Genomic DNA, 19,248 nt, shown 5'->3' with positions numbered 1-19,248 from the left:
CGTTATAAATCATTGTTAATTCTATGGTTTCAACACCAATTTCCCGATTGTCTTGCGGCTTTGCAGCATGCGATGAACTTCAGCGGCATCCGAAAGCGGATAGCTTCCGCCGATTGTCAGCTTCAAATCACCACTTGCCATATAACCGAGTAATTCTTTAAAGCTTTGTTGGAACAGCTCCGGTTTTCGCATGATCTGTGGCAGGAAAAAACCGATGACCGATTGATTCTTTCTCATTAACTGGCCTGGATGAAACTCTGCCTGTTCTCCGCTGGCGGCACCAAAAATTACGAGTCGGCCAAATGGAGCCAGGCATTTCAAGGTTTTATTGAATACTTCCCCGCCGACCATTTCCAGTGCCAGGTCGACGCCTTTGTTATCGGTGATGTTTTTCACTTCATCGACCCAACCCTCTTTCGAATAATCCACCAAATGTGTAGCGCCCATCGCTTTGGCGTGTTCCAGCTTCTCAGCGGAGCTGGCCGTCGCAATGATTTTCCCGGCACCAAATATTTTTGCGAGTTGAACGGCAATCGCACCGACACCGCCTGCTGCCGCATGGATCAGCACCGTTTCACCTTTTTCCAGGCGGCCCATCGTTGTCAAAACGTGATATGCGCTCAAACCCTGCAATGGCAACGCCACAGCCTGTTCAAAATCAACGTCGTCTGGAACAGGGATTAAGACATTCTCATCAACCGTCACAAAATCCGCGTAAGCGCCGGATTCGATTAGTGCCGACACCCGCATCCCTACTCCAAATCGCTTCACATTGCTGCCAATTTCAGCGATGACGCCTGCCACTTCCGAGCCCGGAACATATGGCAACGGGGTCGGCACGACATATTGGCCTTCACGCCGGGCTGTATCCGCGTAATTGACGCCAACCGCCTTCACTTCCACAAGCACTTCGTTGTCACCGGGTGTCGGCCGTTCTTCTTCTGTATATTTAAGAACCTCCGGCCCACCGTATTGTTCGAATTTGATTACTTTCATCATTTTTCCCCCTAGCTAATATAATGTTCTGCTTCCAGCACTGCTGCCGCTATTCTCCGTTTTGTCGCATTGCTTTCTTCCGCGTGGAGGCGGTTCAGTTCATTGCTGATAAGAGACATGCTGTCTTTTAACGCACGTCCCCCTGAAATTCCCTGCAGCATTTTCCGGGCAGACATTTCGACATGCAGCAATGCATCATCCAGCAGCGCTTTCGTCAAATCGACTTTCAGCGTTTCTTTTTCTTCCCCATTTTTATCGAGGGCTTTCTGTGTCCTCAGCACTGCCGATTCTGCCGCGTACAGCTGGATGCCGATGTCCGCCAGTTTCATCAATGTTTCCTGCTGTTCCGCCAATTTTTCTCCGAATGCCTCGAACGCCATACCGGCAGACAACAGGAAAACACGGCGGATTGCATGAACCGCTTCTATTTCCCGGGAAATAATTCCGATGGACCCGACTTTCGGGTTGTTGATTTCGGCGACTGCCTGCGCAATAAACTCCCCTAACGGCAGACTCCCTTTCCCTGCCTTTTTCAGTAATCCACCGGGTATCAGCAATCGATTCACTTCGTTGGTGCCTTCAAAAATGCGGTTGATGCGCGAATCCCGGTACATCTGTTCAACTTTATAATCTTTGATGTAGCCGTAGCCACCATGCAATTGCAAGGCTTCATCCGCAATAAAGTCGAGCGTCTCCGAACCGTGGACTTTGCAGACGGCGCATTCTGTTGCGTATTCCATCAGCCTCTTCGCGATCAGTGCATGGTCTTCGCTGGAGTATAAACCGCCAAGTGCATCTTCCAGATAGCCGGCTGTCCGGTATTGCAGCGACTCCGATTCATAGATACGGACCGCCATCAACGCCAATTTCTCCTGTGTCGCCGGAAAATCCGCAATAGCTTTTCCAAATTGCTTCCGCTCTTTCGTATAGGCCACAGCCAGATGAAGCCCATATTTTGCAGCTCCCATGCAGGCAGACCCCAAATTAAATCGGCCCAGGTTCAGAACGTTCAAAGCGATGACGTGCCCTTTGCCGACTGATCCCAACAAGTTTTCCACCGGCACTTCGCAATTGTCGAAATTGACCGTGCGCGTAGACGAACCTTTGATGCCCATCTTTTCTTCTTCGGCGCCAAGTGACAGTCCCGGAAAATCCTTTTCCACAATAAAAGCCGTAAAAGCTTTGCCGTCCACTTTTGCATAGACGATGAAGGTATCCGAAAAGGCCGCATTGGTGATGAACATTTTACTGCCGTTGAGTAAATAATGGGTGCCTTCCCCGTTCAGCACCGCTGTCGTTCTGGCTGAAAGTGCATCAGAGCCTGCTTCCGGTTCTGTCAGGCAATAGGCACCGATAAATTCACCGGATGCCAGTTTCGGCAAATAATATTCTTTTTGCGCCGGTGTGCCGAAATACGTAATTGGCAGCGTCGCAATGCAGGTATGATTGGAATGCGCGACACCATAGCCGCCGGCGGATCCCAGTTTTTCACCAACGATGCCTTTACTGATTTTATCGAGGCCCAGACCGCCGTATTTCTCGGGTACACTATGAGCCAGCAAGCCAAGATCTCCTGCTTTTTGCATGAGTTCTCTGACCAGCGTGAAATCCTGTTGTTCGATTTTTTCATTGTTCGGCCGGATCTCCGTTTCCAGAAAACGCTTGGCCGTTTTGCCGATCAACCGGTGTTCGTCACTGAGGTCTTCCGGTGTAAACACATTCTCCGGGTCAGCCGGCTGATAAAAGAAGCCCGCGCCCGGATAGCTTAAAGTTTCATTATTCATTGGCTATCGTCTCCTTCACCAGATGTTTTTCAAGCACGCTGCGGAGATGATCCGGAATTTTTTCGGATTTCTGCTCCTTAAAGTCAAAGTACACGGCACTTGCTTCACCGTTTGCGATCAGTTCGCCATTTTCCGCGTCTTCAATCCGGTGGACAATCGTAAAACTGGATCGCCCGAGTTTCAATACTTCAGAAACCACTTTCAATTTTTGGTTGTAATAACCCTGCCGCACAAAATCGCATTTAGCGGAAGCCATGATGACTTTCCAATCTTCCAAATCCGCACCAAATCCCAAGTCAATGAAAAAGTCGGTACGTGCTTCCTCCAGATAAATGAAATAACTGATATTGCTGATATGCCCGAGTGCATCCGTTTCGCAAAAACGCACTTTCACATTTGTTTCATAAGCCATTTTTCCACCTCATTCTTCATTTCGTGTATGGATTCCGTCCAATACAATGCTGCTGTAGATTTCAGCAAGTTCGTCTGCTGTCAGTTCACCTTTCGCATTGAACCATTGATAGGTCCAATTGGTGATGCCGAGCACCGCGAGTGCCGTTATATCCGGACGCAATTGCTTCCGGAATTCACCGCTTTCCGCCCCGTGCCGAAGGATTTCTTCTATATTATGACGGAATTGCTCGCGCCTTTTCTTGATATCGGTCGCGTTGTCTTCAGTCAGATGCCGCATTTCACGAAAAAATACTTTGCCGCTGTCGCCGTTTCTCGCGATATCGGAAATGAGCAAATGGATGACGCTTTTAAGCTTGTCCTTTTGGCTCCCACCGCTGTCGATGATTCTTCGCTGACGCTGCAGCAAGTCATCGATGTATTCTTTATGGATTTCCATCAGCAATTGTTCTTTGCTGCTGTAATAATAATAGAAAGTGCCTTTCGTGACATTCAATGCTTCGACGATGTCCTGAATCGACGTTTCGCTGAAGCCTTTCCTCTCGAACAGGCCGATGCTTCGCTCTTTGATCCTGTCTTTCATTGCCATACCTCGCGTTTCCTAAAGAGTATGCATGCCTCCGTCAACGACGACCACATCCCCTGTAATATAATCTGATGCTTTGGAAGCCAGGAATAAAGCGGCCCCTTTTAAATCTTCATCGCTGCCGAAGCGATTTAACGGCGTTTGTTTCAAAAATTGCTCCCGGCCGCGTTCAATGAGAACCTCAGACATTTTCGTCGGGAAGAATCCCGGTGCAAGGGCGTTGACGTTAATATTATGCTGTCCCCATTTTGCAGCAAGATCTTTCGTAAAGGTGATGACTGCGCCTTTGCTCGTGTTGTAGCCGATGGTGTCCATCAAGTCGGGATGGATGCCCCCGAGTCCGGCGACAGATGAGATATTGATGATTTTTCCGCTCTTTTGTTTGATCATCACCTGGCCGACAGCCCGGCTCATCAGAAATGTTCCGGTCACGTTGACATTCATCACTTTCTGCCAGGCCTCGAGCGGCATTTTTTCCGCAGGTGCTCCCCAGGTAGCTCCTGAATTATTGACCAAAATATCCACTGTGCCGAACTCTTCCACCGTTTTTCGGACTACGTTTTCCACGTCCTGTTCGTTTGTTACATCACATTTCATGGCAAGAGCTTTGACCCCAAGCTCTTTCAATAGTTCCGCTGTTTCTTCACACGCTTCCAGCTTTCTTGAGCAGACGACGACGTTGGCACCCGCTTCCGCAAAGCCTTGTGCGATTTGAGCCCCCAGTCCACGGCCTCCGCCGGTGACAATTGCGGTCTTTCCTTCCAGTTTAAAAAGATCCATTACATGCATATTAGTCCCCTCCAGTTATTTAGTTTCAACATACCTACCAGTTGGTATGTTCAGAATACTTAAACTTCATTCTACCTTTGTGATTTGGCTATTGCAATAGAGAAAAGCGACAGTGAAAGATGGCCCAAACTTTTCGGGCCCATCTTTTGCGACGAAGCAGCGCAGCGATGCAACGCACTTTCATGTTTCGAAGCTAGCGAAGCGGTGCAGAAACAGGAGCAGCCTTTATCTCGATTAGCTGATCTGGCTTATGACCCGAAGAGTTGGGCGGCTGGAGTCTAGACAAAGAACAGCGACAACTCCCTTGTTCCATAAAAAGCCCCGGTGATTGTTGAATCACCGGGGCACCGAAATTATTTATCATCTTTTTTCTTTTCATCTTTTTCCTTTTCGTCGTTTTCCTGTCGCTGTTCTTCTCCAGCTTTGTCAGCTTTTTTAAAGTCTTCACTGTAATGGACTTCCTGAGCACTTTTTAACCCGTTATTGTCATCTGTCAGCTTTTCATGCGGTTGTTTGTTGTCTGCCATTACGATCCTCTCCTTTACTTATCGATTAATTTTATTTACACCATTCTTTTTCCCGTCATGTGAACAGCTAAACATCTAAGAAGGGAGGCAGTTTTGAAGCTCCAGCAAATCGATATTCCCACCGGAAAGGACGACGCCGATTTTCTGATTTCCTTCTCCCGCCTTGCCGGAAAGAACTGCGGCAACTGCAACGGCTGCGGATGGTTCGATCAGCTGTTTCGTGCGTTCAATCACGAATTGCATCGCGTATTTGATTTCTTCTTCCGTTACCAATACGATACCGTCAATATATTGCTTAAGGATCGGAAATGTCAGGTCGCCCGGCTGTGAGGTGCGGAGACCATCGGCGATTGAAGAGCTGCCCGCAACTGCAGTGATCTTTCCGGATTCCAGGGAAAGAAAAGTGTCATTGCCCGCTTCCGGCTCTACACCGATGATTTTCACTTGCGGTTTTATTGTTTTGACTGCTGTCAGGATGCCACTGATCAAGCCGCCACCTCCTACCGGCACGACAATTACATCGATGTCCGGCAATTGTTCCAGAATTTCGAGGCCGACTGTGCCTTGCCCGGCAATGATGTCGGGATGGTCATAAGGCGGGATGTAGACTCCGCTGTTGTCCTTTGCCAATTGTTTGGCTCGCGGGATGCGGTCGGCGGAAGTGAAACCGCAATATTCGATTCGCCCGCCATAAGCTTCGATGGCAGCGACTTTTACACGATTTGCGTCTTCCGGTACGACAATAATAGCCGGTATTCCCAATTTGCCGGCAATATACGCGACTGCCTGTCCGTGATTGCCGGACGAGGCTGCGGTTACGAACCGGGCTCCTTCACGTTCCGCTTTTATCACCGCATTGGCTGCGCCTCTGATTTTAAACGAGCCCGTTTTCTGCAAATGCTCAGATTTCAAATAGATCTGCCGGTCGGCTTGTTCATTTAATAGTTCGGAAACCAATATCGGCGTCTCGTGAATCAGTCCATTGATTTCCTTGCGGGCTTTTTTGATATCCTGTAAATTCACCATCTGCTTCACTCCTCTTTGCCTGACATTTTATCATAATAGTTTCTTTTTGTTTGATTATTCCGTCAATAAAATGCAGGTACTTTGTTCTGAGTATTAAAGGAAGAAGGAGTGAGGTAAACTGGAGATACGAAAATTTAGCAGCAAGAGGTGAGAAGATTGTTGAAACGATTGGTGGTCACCGGTTATAAGCAGCATGAACTGGGCATTTTCGATGATAAGAATCCTGGAGTCGGATTCATAAAAAAAGCGTTGGAAAACCGATTCCGAGCTTTGATTGACGAAGGTCTCGAGTGGATCATCGTCAGCGGCCAGCTGGGTGTGGAAACGTGGGCGGCTGAAGTTGCCATTGAAATGAAAGAGGAGTTTCCGAATTTGAAGTTTGCGCTGCTCACCCCTTTCCTCGAGCAGGAGAATAGATGGAATGAAGCAAATCAGGAAAAGTACAAGGAAATCATCCGGCAGGCAGATTTCCACCGAAGCCTGACTAACCGGCCATATGAGGCTCCCTGGCAATTCATTGAGAAAAATAAGTTTTTCCTGCGAAATTCTGACGGCATCCTGATCGTCTATGACGAGGAAACCGATGGGTCGCCGAAATTCATCAAGAAAGAAGCGGAACAATATGCGGAAAAGGCGGACTATCAAGTGATGCTCATCACAGCTGACGACTTGCGGGTCGTCACTGAAGAAGAGCAGTATGCCAGCTGGGAATAAGGTATGCATAAATCAGGACGGACAGGGTATGGATGTAGGGAGATAATAAATTCGGAGGTGCAGCAAAATGGAAGAACCGACAAATGCAATAATTCAAAGTTCACTCGATGCGCTATTGGAAGATGAAAGTTTTCTGCCATCACTGACAGAACAGATGCGGCAGCAGGCTTTCAATTCACTCAGCTCCATTCTATCAACACCGAATAAAGTCCATAAATCCTATTTGCGTGTCCCACTCGACGACGGCAAAGTGGTACGCATCCCTTCATATCGCATTCAGCATAATGATGCGCTTGGGCCTTATAAAGGAGGCATCCGTTTTCACGAAAGCGTCAATGAAGAAGAAGTCATGAACCTGGCATTCCTGATGACGCTGAAAAACGCGCTTCACAATGTGCCGTTCGGCGGAGGCAAAGGCGGAATTGTCATCAACCCCAGAAATTATTCCGAAAAGGAATTGAATATGATTTCACGGAAATATGTACGCTATTTCGCGGATGTCATCGGACCGGACAAAGACATTCCTGCCCCTGATGTGGGATCCGGTGAACGGGAAATGGATTGGATGATGGCAGAATTCAAGAAAATCCATCACGGCACTCCATACCTTGGCAGTTTTACCGGTAAATCGGTCGCCAATGGCGGTTCTTTGGGAAGACGCGAAGCCACCGGCAAAGGCGTGTATTTTTCATTCCGTTATATGGTCCACGATTTCCTGAAAGAAAAAGAGGAATTATTGTCCTCTACTGATAATGTTTTTGCCAAAACGACATTGGCCGCGGCACACCGTCCCCTGAAAGTGGCCGTGCAGGGCTTCGGCAATGTCGGTTCCGTGACTGCACATGAAGCGTATAAATGCCCACTGGTCGACAATACAGTGGTGGCTGTCAGCGACCGTAACGTAACGTTATACAATGAAGACGGTTTGAATATCCCTGCGTTGATTGGATTCTCCTCGAAGAATATGGGAGATCTTCCGACAACCGAAGAACAATTGGCGGAAGCCGGCGCGAAAGCTGAAATCCGCGGACGTGATGAACTGCTGACACTCGATGTGGATGTATTATTCCTGGCGGCGCTGGAAAACCAGCTGCACGAAGGCAATATGGAGGACATCAAAGCACAGATCATTGTAGAAGGGGCAAACGCTCCGACGACACAAGAAGCGGATAAATATTTAAGTGATAAAGGCGTCGTCATCATTCCGGATATCCTAGCCAACGCCGGCGGGGTTATCGTTTCGTATTTCGAATGGCTGCAAGGCCGCGAAACCCGTTACGATTCAGAAGATGAGATTTATCAGAAACTCGTAGCACAGATGAAGAAAACGTTCGATATGATTCTGCCGCAATTTTACGGCGATCCGTTCCCGCTCCGTCAAAATTGCTATATCCACTCGGTGTCACGAATATCGAATGTGCTTTATAAGCAAGGGAAGCTTTATTAATCAGAAATGCGACGGCGTCCGCTAAGCTCTGTAAGACAAGAGAAGCTGTTTTGCGGAATATCGGTTACGACTTTTCTTTCTTAACAAGCTAAAAAAACGCTGGAGTCCATTCGGACTTCAGCGTTTTTGTTGTTTTTCCATGTTTCTTCTTTGGTAGGAAACCGCGTATGCCGGGTTGCGGAATTGCAGAATGGGGTCATCCGTGCATTCGATGCCTTCCGGCAGAACCGTGGGATCAAACAGCAAGTCTTCCGCTTCGTCAGTCTTTTTTCTCAGCTGCAATCGTCCGATTTCCACTTTCTCCCGGTCATCCGGCCAATCTTTTGTCGGGTCACCAACGGGATCGCCCGCTTCTCCGATTACCGCAACCAGCCGAAATCCAAGCTTTCCTTTAAGTACCCGTTCTTCAAGCTCTTTTTCGAAATCCCCTTTTTCCACAGAAGCTGCTTGAGCCGGAGTCAGCGATTCCACACCGGCTTCCGGTTGCCATTGAAACTTTACAGGCTGGCGCTTGCCAACTCCATTGACCAGGTAAAAGGCGTGGATGGCATGATAAAGTCCCGTCGCAAAGCTCGCCGGACTCTGCATTTTCCGGATGATGCGGATCGATGCCCGGCTTTCCGGATATTTGATGAATAGCGTAATGAGATCCCACAGCCGCGGCCGTCCCTTTTTAAATGATTTCGCAATGTCCAGCATTTCCGTAAAAACTTCAGGTGTGCGCGTAAAGAATATGGGTGATGTGACACCGACGCTGTTCATTACTTGCCCATCCGGAAGTTTGAATTGCACCGCCATGCCTTTGACCGGCGATAAATTATCCGTCCAAAAAGGATCGGGCGAACTATGCGAGAAACGGACGATGGCTTCCGTCGTGCCTTCTCTGAAATGCGGAGCAACCGTCCAGGCCTTTCCTTCGCCGGTCGCTGTGAACACTGCATCATAGCCTGTCCCTCTCGAATGCGCTCGACGGTAGGTCGGGTGTTCCCCAAAAGTTTTCTCGATTTTATTGACTGCGGTTTCAGCAAGTTTTTCCTGTGCCATCCAATCACCTCACGCTATTTATTTATTAATCTTCTCTTTCTATACCCTTATTGAATATTTTTAAAGATAAAGGGAATACACTTATATAGAGGAAAAAGGAGGCAGAAATTATGGATATCAAACATGATAACAATAAATTCTTTGTTGAAAGAGACTCAGAGGAAATGGCTTCACTCGCTTATACGCCGAATGGCGATGTGCTGACAGTGGACCATACCGAAGTATCACCCGAACTGTCCGGACAGGGCGTTGGCAAGCAATTAGTGAGCGAAGTTGTGCAGTATGCCCGCAATGAAGGCAAAACAATCGATGCACAATGTCCATTTGCACGTGGCGTTATCGATAAAACTCCGGAATTCCAGGATGTACTGAAGAATTAAAACCAAAAGCATATCCGTAAAAACGGGTATGCTTTTTTCCGCTCCTTGTCGCTTTGCCACCCGTTCATTCTTTGTTGAAAGGAAGTGCAGGCATGGATATTACACTGGAAGAGGCAATCCGTAAATTCGCACAGCCCGTTAATAACCAGGATGATTTGGCTCCACTGATTGAAGCCATCGGCGATGCAAAGATTGTTTTATTGGGGGAATCCACCCACGGAACTTCTGAATTTTATCGGTGGCGCGCGGACCTCTCCAAACAGCTGATCAACGAAAAAGGGTTTTCGCTGATCGCGGTAGAAGGCGACTGGCCCTCTGCTTATCCCGTACACCGATATATCAATAATTATGATGCAACAAGTGAAAACGCCCGGAATGTCCTGGCACAATCATTTACCCGCTGGCCAACCTGGATGTGGGCCAATGAAGAAGTTGCTGAATTTGTTGAATGGCTGAAGCAGTATAATGCTTCAGAAAATAAACAGACCGGATTTTACGGAATAGATGTTTATAGCTTGTGGGAGTCGATGGATGAAGTCATTCGCTACCTGAATGATGTGGATCCAGCCGGCGGTGACGCGGAATTGGCAAGGCAGGCTTTTTCCTGTTTCGATCCGAGCAATCGGAATCCGGAAAAATATGCCGCTTCTTATGCAACTTTTTCGGCATCGTGCATCGATGAAGTCACCAGATTATTGGCTTCGATACGAAGCAACGCCGACCTTTATTCGAATAAAGAAGAAGCGGACCTTAATCTCCAAATCAATTCGCTGGTTGCGAAAAACGCAGAACAATATTACCGGGCGATGATTCAAAGTGGTGCAGAGTCCTGGAACGTCCGCGACCGGCATATGGCTGAAACCGTAAATGAATTGCGAAAATACCACGGTCCGGAGGCCCGCATTATCATCTGGGAGCATAATACGCATATCGGGGATGCCCGTGCCACGGATATGAAAGACGACAAAATGATCAATATCGGGCAATTGCTGCGTGAGCAGAATGCACCTGAAGATGTATATGCAATCGGTTTCGGCTCTTATGAAGGGACTGTCATCGCCGCGGAATCGTGGGAGGCGCCGTCTGAAGAAATGCACTTGCCTCCAGGTGAAAAGAACTCATGGGAAGATTTGCTTCATAAGACCGGCGCCTATGATAAATTGCTGGTATTCGATGACAGCAATCGCCACATGTTCGATCGTTGGGTCGGACACCGCGCAGTCGGCGTCGTCTACAATCCTGAGCATGAATCGTATGGCAATTACGTGCCCTCAATGATCTCGCAGCGTTATGATGCCTTCCTGTTCTTCGACCGCACAAAAGCATTGAAGCCATTATAGAAAGCAAAAAGCCAGTAAAGGAATAACTCCTTCGCTGGCTTTATTGAATAAATTAAATTTAACGGAACTCGCCGTCCACGACATTATAAAGGAAATTCCAGTTGTCCGCTTTGTACAGTTCATGGAAAGTCAGGCGGTCGCCGTTGCCGAGTGTAACTTCGTCACTTGAGATTGCCACTACCATAGCAGTCGAAGCATCATCCAAATTCAGATACACATCGCCGATGGATGGGCGGATGGCGTCGCGCTCACGGATTTTATCAATCAATTCCTGATCGGATTCCAGCTGCGCAGCATCGACTTTTGACTTATCAAAATAAGCGATGTCTCTGCTGCCTTCCGCTTCACCTGATTCCATCACAAAGAATTCTCTGAATTTCACTGTATTCTGTCTGGTAGTCAGCACATTCTTGCCTTCCACGGATTCCACTTTTTCAAATTCATTGAGGGAATAATGATCCATGTAATCCGGGTCGGGCTTGCTGATGAGGATATAACCGCCTTCTTCCGGCGGTATATCGTCGCGCAATGTGTAGCGGCTGCCGAAGAACAGGAACGAATCGAGATGCTGCGGCTTGTAGAAAGAAACTTCATCCGCTTTACTGGCTACTTGTTCCATGTCCTTTATGCGGAACATCAGAACCGATTTTTTGGCCAGCGGTTTTACTGAATAAACTTTGTGCAATTCGTTATTATAATAGACGAACTGCCCTTTTCTAACTTGAATTAATTTCATGTTTTTCCCTCCGATACTATCATACGTCTTGAGTTAAATTCTAGAGTATTATTTAATAGAAGTCCATGCATCCATCTATGTTCTTAGTAAATTAAAGTATAAGATTGCTTATAAGGAGTTGATAAGTATGGAATTTGAAAATCGTGATGAATTCATCATCAAAAAATATCAGCAGGATGAGGCGGCAATGATCCAGGTATTTGTAAATTGGGCGGTGCGCAATCAATTGGATCCCGTCCAGCTGTATCAGCGTGCGTATCCGTCACAAATCAAAAATGAAGCTCTGTTCCTGGCTGTGGAAGAAGCGGAACCTTTCGATATGGAAGTGGACGATGAATCGCTTCTCGAGCTGCTGCAAATGTTCGGGAACGATGACCTGGCATTTGTTGTTTCCGAAGAAATGGAGAAAATAGGACGAAAATAAAGAGCGGAACTTGGAGTGCGCATTTCAGACAGTACAAATACATTTAACGTCTTCCAATCCTTCCGCTCCCGTCGTTTTTACTCAGCAGTGTTAGTTTCAATGAAGTACTCGCTTGGCGATCATGAAATTATCTTTACCGATCATAAATGGCGTTTTACCGATCATAAAACTTCTTTTGGCGATCATAAAACTTCTTTTGCCGATCATAAAACTTCTTTTGCCGATCATAAAAGACGATTTGCCGATCATAAAACCCCATTTGATCGAAAATCGACCTATTTTTGCCTTCATTCGTTTTGAGTTCATTGTCCCTGAAAAGGTATTTTTAAAGATACACCTGCTCATCCAGCATATTTCTAGAGATAATCCACTTTTTATCTTCTTTTTTTCCGCAATTCTTTCGCTTTATTCTCTATATAGCTGGTCCGAAGGTTTTCAAAGCGATTGGAAGCCACATTGCTGTAGATTTTACTGAAGCGGTTTGTTTCGTTCTCTTCTTCGACCGGCTCTTCAGGCTCGGCCGGTTGCTCGGCCGGTTCTTTTGGTTCTTTTGGTTCTTTTGGTTCTTTTTCTTTTTTCGATTCTTTCGGTTCTTTGGTTTCTTTCTTTTTTTCCATTTCGGCTTTTTCGGGAGTCTCACGGACTGGTGCTGCGTCCGCCGGAACTTCTTTTGCTGGAGTTTCCGCTATTGGCGTTTCCGGTTGGCTTGTCGGTTCTGCCGGCACTTCTACCGGTTCCTCCGGTGTTTCCGTCGGAGGCTCCGCTGGCACTTCTGTCGGCTGTGTCGGTTCTGCCGGCACCTCTACCGGTTCTTCCGGTGTTTCCGTCGGAGGCTCCGCTGGCACTTCTGTCGGCTGCGTCGGTTCTGCCGGCACTTCTACCGGTTCCTCCGGTGTTTCCGTCGGAGGCTCCACTGGAACTTCTGTCGGCTGCGTCGGTTCTGCCGGCACTTCTACCGGTTCCTCTGGCGTTTCCGTCGGAGGCTCTGCTGGCACTTCTGTCGGTTCTTTCGGTTCTTTCGGTTCTTCCGGAATCTTTACCGGTTCTTCCGGTGTTTCTTCTATAGATACTGAAGTTTCGGCATCTTTCAATTCCACTTTTTCGGCCTCTGTCAATTCATCTTTTCTTTCCATTAATGCTCACTCCTCCCGTTTCTCTTTCTGTAAGTCTGTCTCATGTGAAAAATTCCCTAAATATTGATTCATTAAACCAAAAACGGCCCCTATGCTTAACTGGGTCCGTTTTGTGCAGTGTTACACTTTTATTCCCACCGGCCGGCCATTCTGCCGATGTTCTCGAGCGTAATTGACCCCTTTTACAGCGGGGGTGGACAGGATTTATTGAATTCATGGATTTTGTCGTTAATCCTGGATATACGCAGCGGCAAATCCCTCTTCTTTCCCGCTTCCAATTTTTCAATTGTTTCATGAATTCCGTCCCGTATTTCTTGCTGGAGTTTCAGCCAATGCGGTTTATAGCCCTGTTCGTTCGCGATCCGCTGAAATTGCTGGAACAGGTCTCCCGAAAAGTATTCTTTTGGCAACGGCTTGCCGGTTCCGGGCAAATTGTCCATCCCGCCGGTCTTCTCGTATTCCCGAAGAATTTCTCCGATGAGATCTGTCCGAACTTCCTGTTTTTCTTCCGCCATTTCCCCCAGCCCCTTAGAAACTCATTTACCGAATGACGATGGCATAACAACCGCTACAACGGTTCCGGTTGCGCAGACTGTTCCATCAGCAATGACTTCAATAGTTACTTTGAATTTCTTCGGATGGATTTCTTCCACTTCGCCGAAAGCTTTTAAAGTGACGCCCTGAGGAGTCGGCTTCAGGTAATCAACATGCAGGGAAGCCGTCACGAAACGCGGTGGTTCCTCACCGCTGCCTGGTTCAAAACCATTTTTCCGGTGCAGCGCCAATGAAGCAGAGCCTGTGCCGTGGCAATCGATAAGAGACGCGATCACTCCGCCATAAACGAAGCCGGGAATAGCTGTATGTTCACTGGCCGGTTCATATTCGGTATACGTCTTCTCCCCCTGCCAGACTGTACGGAATTGATGGCCATCCTTGTTCAAACGGCCGCAGCCATAACATTGGGCAAATTCTGCCGCATACTCATCCTGTATTGCCGGAGTTCTTGTTTCACTCATATATTTCCCTCTTTTCTTTGAATACTTTTTTTATACCAGATATTCCCTCTATTTTATCACAAGGCTTACTGAAAGGACGAAGTATTCTGAATTTATCTGTTCCAATTAATAGTTTAAAACAATATATGGCGGGAAAAGAAAACTAGATCCCGAAAGGAGTTTGATACGAATGAAATGTTATAGTGTAGCACCTGACCAGGACGCAACCCGCTGGATCGTCAAACTGGAGGATGTGGCTCCAACTGAGTCATTCCCGAGCAAAGACGGAGCGATTGCAGCTGCTGAAGAACTCGCTAAAGACAACACGCCGAGCAAACTTCAGATTCTCGATAAAGACCATAATGTAGTCGAGGAAAGAGAATATTAAAGAAACTGAAGCGGATCGCAAAAGCGGTCCGTTTTTTTTCGAAAAAAATTGGACAAATAGAAAAGCGCAACCCTTTTCATCAGGTTACGCTTTCCCTTTTGCAGCTTCTCCACTCACGGAGAAGTTTGCACGCGGAAAATTTGTTATGATACTTCTACAATCTTATAAAGGTTGACGAATGTTCTGATCCCGTCAATACAGCTTCTTGCACTGTCTGCATCTTTAGACTATTCTCGCATATACCTCTCAGCGAATCCGATGTTCTGCAGTCAGATATTCAGTTGCACTTACACAAAAAACTTACCAAACTTTGTTTGAAGCACTTTCTCTTCAGAAAACATTACAAACTTGGTACCCGACGAGATGACAATCGTCAGTTGAAGCAAATTTTCCGCCAAGGCTGTGCATGTCCTCGTCTGGAGGCGATTGTAAACAACTAAACTGTTTACTCGTTTCTCCCTACGGTGGTTCCGCCTTGTAGTATCTGTATACCACTCGAATATTTTTTTAAACCTTTTTTTAAGAATTTTTTAATTAATTTGATAAATACTTTTTACTTTTTTCCACTTGCCCGCTATACTTGAATTAGTTCGATAACCGTAATAAAGAGAAACTTCATTCAGAGGGTTCTTCCTCTGAATGTTAGTTGATCCAATCGGGTTTTTACGGTCAGTTGTTTTACTGACCGTTAATACGGGATAAAAAGGAGAGAGATAAATGGTCAAGAGTATGCCCGCACGTTCAGAAGTAAACATCAATGAAACATGGGATTTGAATTCTTTGTTCACATCCGACGAAGCTTTTAACGATTCCCTTTCCACCATCGAAAAGGACGTGGAAGCATTTGAATCAAGCTATAAAGAAAAAACAACAGATGCAGCTTCAGTCAATGGATTATTGAAAGCCTACGCTGAAATAAATGAAAAACTTATTCCGATAGGTACATATGCAAACCTGAAGCTCAGCACGGATCAGACAGATGACGAAGCTCAGATGCTGGCGAGTAAGTTCGGCTCAGCTGCAGCTAAGATCAGCAGCCGCCTTTCATTCGTTACCAGCGAATTATTGGAATTGCCGGAAGCGACGCTCGAACAGGCAATGCAGGAGTCGGATGAGTTCAAAGTGTATTTGGAGAAACTGATTCGCCAGAAGCAATACCAATTGCATCCGGAAGTTGAAAAGACACTTGCTGCCTATTCATCAACTTTCAATGCGCCATACGGCCTTTATAACACGACAAAAATGGTGGATATGTCATTCGACGATTTTGAAGTGGACGGCCAAAGCTACCCATTGAGCTACGTCTCTTTTGAAGGCGACTGGGAAGCGGAAACGGATACAAAGAAACGCCGGGCTGCCTTTGATGCATTCTCGACGAAACTGAAAGACTATCAGCATACGACTGCGAAAACCTATGACACGCAGCTGCAGACAGAAAAAACGACTGCCGACCTGCGCGGCTATGATTCTGTTTTCGACTACCTCCTGTTCAACCAGGAAGTGGACCGTTCACTTTATAACCGCCAAATCGATTTGATTACAAGCGAACTCGCACCACATATGCGTAAATACGCTAAATTGCTGCAAAAAGCGCACGGTCTTGAAAAAATGACGTTTGCCGATTTGAAGATTTCGCTTGATCCGACTTACGAGCCGGAAATCACAGTGGAGGAATCGAAGAAATATGTCAACGATGCACTCGGAATAATGGGCGAAGATTACCTCGACATGATCGAACGCTCTTACTCGGAGCGCTGGATCGACTTTGCACAGAATAAAGGAAAGTCCACAGGTGCTTTCTGCTCGAGCCCATATGGTGTCCACCCTTATATCCTGATTTCGTGGACCGGCCGGATGAATGAAGTATTCGTTCTTGCTCACGAACTTGGACATGCGGGACATTTCTATAACGCCAACCGTGCACAGAATGTTTTCAATGCGCGTCCGTCTCTGTACTTTATCGAAGCACCGTCAACGATGAATGAAATGCTGATGGCGAATCACCTGCTTGAGAATTCAAAAGATCCGAAATTCAAACGCTGGGTCATCTCTTCAATCGTGGCCCGCACGTATTACCATAACTTCGTTACCCACCTTCTCGAAGCGGCTTATCAGCGCAAAGTTTATGAGCGCATCGATTCCGGCCAAAGCGTCAATGCCGGTATTCTCAATAACCTGAAGCGCGGTGTGCTCGAAGAATTCTGGGGAGATGCTGTTGAAATTAATGAAGGTGCCGAACTTACATGGATGCGCCAGCCACATTATTATATGGGCTTGTATCCATACACATACAGCGCCGGCCTGACCATCTCAACTCAAGTATCAAAACGCATCCTCGACGAAGGCCAACCTGCTGTCGACGAATGGCTCGAAGTATTGAAAGCCGGCGGTACAAAATCACCGGTTGAACTTTCGAAAATGGCCGGCATCGACATCACGACCGACCAGCCGCTGCGCGACACAATCGCTTACATCGGCGACCTGATCGATGAACTGGAAAAACTGACAGAAGAAATTGAAGGCGAAGTCACCACTAATTCTTCAAAATAAAAAAACGTGCCGCATCTCACCGATGCGGCACTTTTTTTTATTTCTTTTTCTTTCTCCAGATCAGCGCCTGTTCGAGAATGATCGCGATGATCGTTCCTGTGATCAAGCCGTTTGATAGGGTCGATGCCAGGACGCCGGGCAATTCCGCCATGCTTTCCTGCGGCACGAACATAATGCCGACGCCGATCATCAGGCCGAATGCCGAAACTTTATAAGCCTGCAGACGGTCTTCTTCCTCTTCCAATTCCTTGAATGCCATTTCCACCATTTTTGTGAAAATCGCAAAAATAACGGCATAAGCGACCGGCGCCGGCAATGCGGCGAGCAGCGCCATGACGTTCGGGAACAGGCTGATGGCAACAACGATAAACCCGCCGACGATGAACGGTTTCAACGATGGCGTCCGCGTTGCGCTGACAAATCCGGCTGCACCTGAAATCGGCACCGGTCCGATCGACGAGAACAATCCGGCAAGTATATGGTTGAGACCTGAAGCGACCGATCCCTGTTTGACTCTATCGGGCTGATGGATACCGAATTCATTTTTCAATAAATACTCCATCACCCTCATCGATGCCATCATATTGGCGATGAGCAGCAAGGTCAAAAACAGCGAAGTGACGAACATCCCGCTGTCCCAGATAATGGGTCCGAATACCAGCATCTGCGGCAAAGAAATGAAAGCATCACTGTTGAACGGTACGGCTTCCGTTTTCCCAATGGCCCAAAACAGGAGCCAGCCGGCGGCAATGGCAAACAACACGGAATATCTGTTGATCCACGGGACTTTATTGCCCATGAAATAAAAGGTTGCGATAACGACCGCTACGCCGGCGGCAAAGACGATCAAATCGACAGGTTCTCCCGGTGACACGATGCCAAATAATCCGGCCATGATCGATTCGCTGATCTGCAGCACCAACAACAACAAATAAACAAATGTGATCGTCGGGGTAAAGAGTCGGCGCATTTTCCCCACCAAGCCGGTATAGGCGAAAATGATGAACAGCACGCCACTGTATAGCATGCCGCTTTGGAGAGCCTGCAGCGCATTTTCCGCTGTGGCGTAAAGTGAGCCGACCAGTCCGGCATAGACGATGTAAATGCCCCACCATAAACCGGCAGGCCCTTCGTTGATCGGCATCTTATGGCCAATGAATGCCTGCAGCAACACAGCCACTCCAAGAACGAAGACGGTTCTTTGCACGAATAAGGCAGTGTCCGCCGTATCCATCCCGAAAACATTGGCAATGGCGATCGGTGCTGCAATGGATGAAGCTAACAGGAAGACAGCCCATTGCAGGCCGCCGAATAAATTTTTTGTCATACGTAAATCTCCAATTCTAAAAATATAATAATGCGGTCTTAGTATACACCTGTTTTACGCCAACAAAAAGAAGCCCTGAATTTTGTCAGGACCCCTTTTTACCGTTGTCGTCTTCAGAAGTATGTTCCACTTCATCTTTTTCCGGTTTGTCATCTATAGGCAGCTGTTTGTCGCTGTTTTTCATCTCGTAATTCACTGAGTAGCCCTGATCTTCCAATTGCTTAACCTGTTTCTTCGAAGCTCTGACCAGCAGCCAGATTATCAGCATCGACAGAATGAAGATAACAATTACGGAAATGATGCCTGGGATATACTCTGATTTATCTTCCGGAAAATATAGAAAATCCATCGTGTTTGCCCACCTTTATCTTCAAGATTCAATTCATTATACATGATTCATTTATGGATTGAAGAGAGGAAGGTGAACGTTTAGTGGCAATCAAGAAAAGCGGAAGCGCCTGTTCAGCTCTGAAAGGCATAAGGCGATTCAGCGAAGTGGCGTTCTTTGCCGCGTAGCTGGATTGACTTATGACCCGAAGAGCTAGGCGCTGGAGTCTGGACAAAGAAAAGCGACAGCGCCCGTTAAGCTCTGAAAGGCATAAGACGGATCAGCAGAGTGGCGTCTTTTGCCACGGCAGCTGAGCTGGCTTA

22 protein-coding genes are annotated in these 19,248 nt (G+C 47.1%); 7 read left to right on the top strand and 15 right to left on the bottom strand.

Features of this window, described 5'->3' with window-relative positions:
- Positions 1-21 precede the first annotated feature (21 nt).
- From ACFQ1X_RS12035 to ACFQ1X_RS12005, 7 genes are all read right to left on the bottom strand, one after another.
- Complete coding sequence (locus tag ACFQ1X_RS12035; RefSeq protein WP_144839360.1) at positions 22-996, bottom strand: quinone oxidoreductase family protein; 975 nt, start codon at positions 994-996, stop codon at positions 22-24.
- A gap of 11 nt (positions 997-1,007) precedes the next feature.
- Positions 1,008-2,780: an acyl-CoA dehydrogenase family protein gene (locus ACFQ1X_RS12030; RefSeq protein WP_144839362.1), complete on the bottom strand. Its 1,773-nt coding sequence runs from the start codon at positions 2,778-2,780 to the stop codon at positions 1,008-1,010.
- Positions 2,773-3,192, bottom strand: a complete 420-nt coding sequence (locus ACFQ1X_RS12025) for an acyl-CoA thioesterase (protein WP_144839364.1) — start codon at positions 3,190-3,192, stop codon at positions 2,773-2,775. Before ACFQ1X_RS12025 ends, ACFQ1X_RS12030 begins: the two co-directional genes overlap by 8 nt.
- A 9-nt stretch (positions 3,193-3,201) precedes the next feature.
- Positions 3,202-3,774 carry a TetR/AcrR family transcriptional regulator gene (locus tag ACFQ1X_RS12020; protein WP_144839633.1) on the bottom strand — a complete coding sequence of 191 codons (573 nt, stop codon included), beginning with the start codon at positions 3,772-3,774 and terminating at the stop codon, positions 3,202-3,204.
- Positions 3,775-3,792: 18 nt separating this feature from the next.
- Positions 3,793-4,566: an SDR family oxidoreductase gene (locus ACFQ1X_RS12015; protein WP_144839366.1), complete on the bottom strand. Its 774-nt coding sequence runs from the start codon at positions 4,564-4,566 to the stop codon at positions 3,793-3,795.
- A 353-nt stretch (positions 4,567-4,919) separates the two neighbouring features.
- Positions 4,920-5,093 (bottom strand): YfhE family protein, encoded by a 174-nt coding sequence (locus ACFQ1X_RS12010; protein ID WP_144839368.1) that lies wholly within the window; start codon positions 5,091-5,093, stop codon positions 4,920-4,922.
- A 75-nt stretch (positions 5,094-5,168) separates the two neighbouring features.
- Entirely contained in the window at positions 5,169-6,119 is a 951-nt protein-coding gene (locus ACFQ1X_RS12005; protein ID WP_144839370.1) for a threonine ammonia-lyase, read from the bottom strand.
- A gap of 156 nt (positions 6,120-6,275) precedes the next feature.
- On the opposite strand from ACFQ1X_RS12005, the gene ACFQ1X_RS12000 reads away from it, so the two are divergent.
- Positions 6,276-6,833 (top strand): SLOG family protein, encoded by a 558-nt coding sequence (locus ACFQ1X_RS12000; protein ID WP_144839372.1) that lies wholly within the window; start codon positions 6,276-6,278, stop codon positions 6,831-6,833.
- A gap of 67 nt (positions 6,834-6,900) precedes the next feature.
- Complete coding sequence (locus ACFQ1X_RS11995; protein ID WP_144839374.1) at positions 6,901-8,280, top strand: Glu/Leu/Phe/Val family dehydrogenase; 1,380 nt, start codon at positions 6,901-6,903, stop codon at positions 8,278-8,280.
- Between the two features lie 117 nt (positions 8,281-8,397).
- On the opposite strand, the gene ACFQ1X_RS11990 is transcribed toward ACFQ1X_RS11995, so the two are convergent.
- A complete protein-coding gene (locus ACFQ1X_RS11990) occupies positions 8,398-9,324 on the bottom strand; it encodes a catalase family peroxidase (protein WP_144839376.1) in 927 nt (308 codons plus the stop codon).
- A 110-nt stretch (positions 9,325-9,434) separates the two neighbouring features.
- Between ACFQ1X_RS11990 and ACFQ1X_RS11985 the strand changes: the two genes are divergently transcribed.
- Together ACFQ1X_RS11985 and ACFQ1X_RS11980 are read left to right on the top strand one after the other, a co-directional pair.
- A complete protein-coding gene (locus tag ACFQ1X_RS11985; protein WP_144839378.1) occupies positions 9,435-9,704 on the top strand; it encodes a GNAT family N-acetyltransferase in 270 nt (89 codons plus the stop codon).
- A gap of 92 nt (positions 9,705-9,796) precedes the next feature.
- Positions 9,797-11,044 carry an erythromycin esterase family protein gene (locus ACFQ1X_RS11980; RefSeq protein WP_144839380.1) on the top strand — a complete coding sequence of 416 codons (1,248 nt, stop codon included), beginning with the start codon at positions 9,797-9,799 and terminating at the stop codon, positions 11,042-11,044.
- Between the two features lie 58 nt (positions 11,045-11,102).
- Here ACFQ1X_RS11980 and ACFQ1X_RS11975 read toward each other — a convergent pair whose 3' ends face one another.
- Entirely contained in the window at positions 11,103-11,780 is a 678-nt protein-coding gene (locus ACFQ1X_RS11975; protein WP_144839382.1) for a hypothetical protein, read from the bottom strand.
- A 127-nt stretch (positions 11,781-11,907) separates the two neighbouring features.
- On the opposite strand from ACFQ1X_RS11975, the gene ACFQ1X_RS11970 reads away from it, so the two are divergent.
- Positions 11,908-12,204 (top strand): hypothetical protein, encoded by a 297-nt coding sequence (locus ACFQ1X_RS11970; protein ID WP_144839384.1) that lies wholly within the window; start codon positions 11,908-11,910, stop codon positions 12,202-12,204.
- A 96-nt stretch (positions 12,205-12,300) separates the two neighbouring features.
- On the opposite strand, the gene ACFQ1X_RS11965 is transcribed toward ACFQ1X_RS11970, so the two are convergent.
- From ACFQ1X_RS11965 to ACFQ1X_RS11950, 4 genes are all read right to left on the bottom strand, one after another.
- Entirely contained in the window at positions 12,301-12,495 is a 195-nt protein-coding gene (locus ACFQ1X_RS11965) for a hypothetical protein (protein ID WP_379082705.1), read from the bottom strand.
- An 83-nt stretch (positions 12,496-12,578) separates the two neighbouring features.
- Entirely contained in the window at positions 12,579-13,337 is a 759-nt protein-coding gene (locus ACFQ1X_RS11960; RefSeq protein ID WP_379082703.1) for a hypothetical protein, read from the bottom strand.
- A gap of 182 nt (positions 13,338-13,519) precedes the next feature.
- Positions 13,520-13,852 (bottom strand): DnaJ family domain-containing protein, encoded by a 333-nt coding sequence (locus tag ACFQ1X_RS11955; protein WP_144839388.1) that lies wholly within the window; start codon positions 13,850-13,852, stop codon positions 13,520-13,522.
- A 21-nt stretch (positions 13,853-13,873) separates the two neighbouring features.
- Complete coding sequence (locus ACFQ1X_RS11950) at positions 13,874-14,353, bottom strand: PaaI family thioesterase (protein WP_144839390.1); 480 nt, start codon at positions 14,351-14,353, stop codon at positions 13,874-13,876.
- Between the two features lie 169 nt (positions 14,354-14,522).
- Between ACFQ1X_RS11950 and ACFQ1X_RS11945 the strand changes: the two genes are divergently transcribed.
- Together ACFQ1X_RS11945 and pepF are read left to right on the top strand one after the other, a co-directional pair.
- Positions 14,523-14,720 (top strand): DUF2188 domain-containing protein, encoded by a 198-nt coding sequence (locus ACFQ1X_RS11945; RefSeq protein ID WP_084243217.1) that lies wholly within the window; start codon positions 14,523-14,525, stop codon positions 14,718-14,720.
- A 717-nt stretch (positions 14,721-15,437) separates the two neighbouring features.
- Complete coding sequence (gene pepF / locus ACFQ1X_RS11940) at positions 15,438-17,270, top strand: oligoendopeptidase F (protein ID WP_144839392.1); 1,833 nt, start codon at positions 15,438-15,440, stop codon at positions 17,268-17,270.
- 37 nt (positions 17,271-17,307) lie between these two features.
- On the opposite strand, the gene ACFQ1X_RS11935 is transcribed toward pepF, so the two are convergent.
- On the bottom strand, positions 17,308-18,597 hold the full coding sequence (locus ACFQ1X_RS11935) for a purine/pyrimidine permease (RefSeq protein WP_144839394.1): 1,290 nt from the start codon (positions 18,595-18,597) through the stop codon (positions 17,308-17,310).
- 85 nt (positions 18,598-18,682) lie between these two features.
- Positions 18,683-18,946 carry a hypothetical protein gene (locus tag ACFQ1X_RS11930; RefSeq protein WP_144839396.1) on the bottom strand — a complete coding sequence of 88 codons (264 nt, stop codon included), beginning with the start codon at positions 18,944-18,946 and terminating at the stop codon, positions 18,683-18,685.
- Positions 18,947-19,248 lie beyond the last annotated feature (302 nt).

The sequence above is a fragment of the Metaplanococcus flavidus genome (genome assembly GCF_042675885.1).
Classification (GTDB): Bacteria; Bacillota; Bacilli; order Bacillales_A; family Planococcaceae; genus Planococcus; species Planococcus flavidus.
The sequence above is the reverse complement of the archived record's forward strand: the minus strand, read 5'-3'. Positions and strand labels throughout refer to the sequence as shown.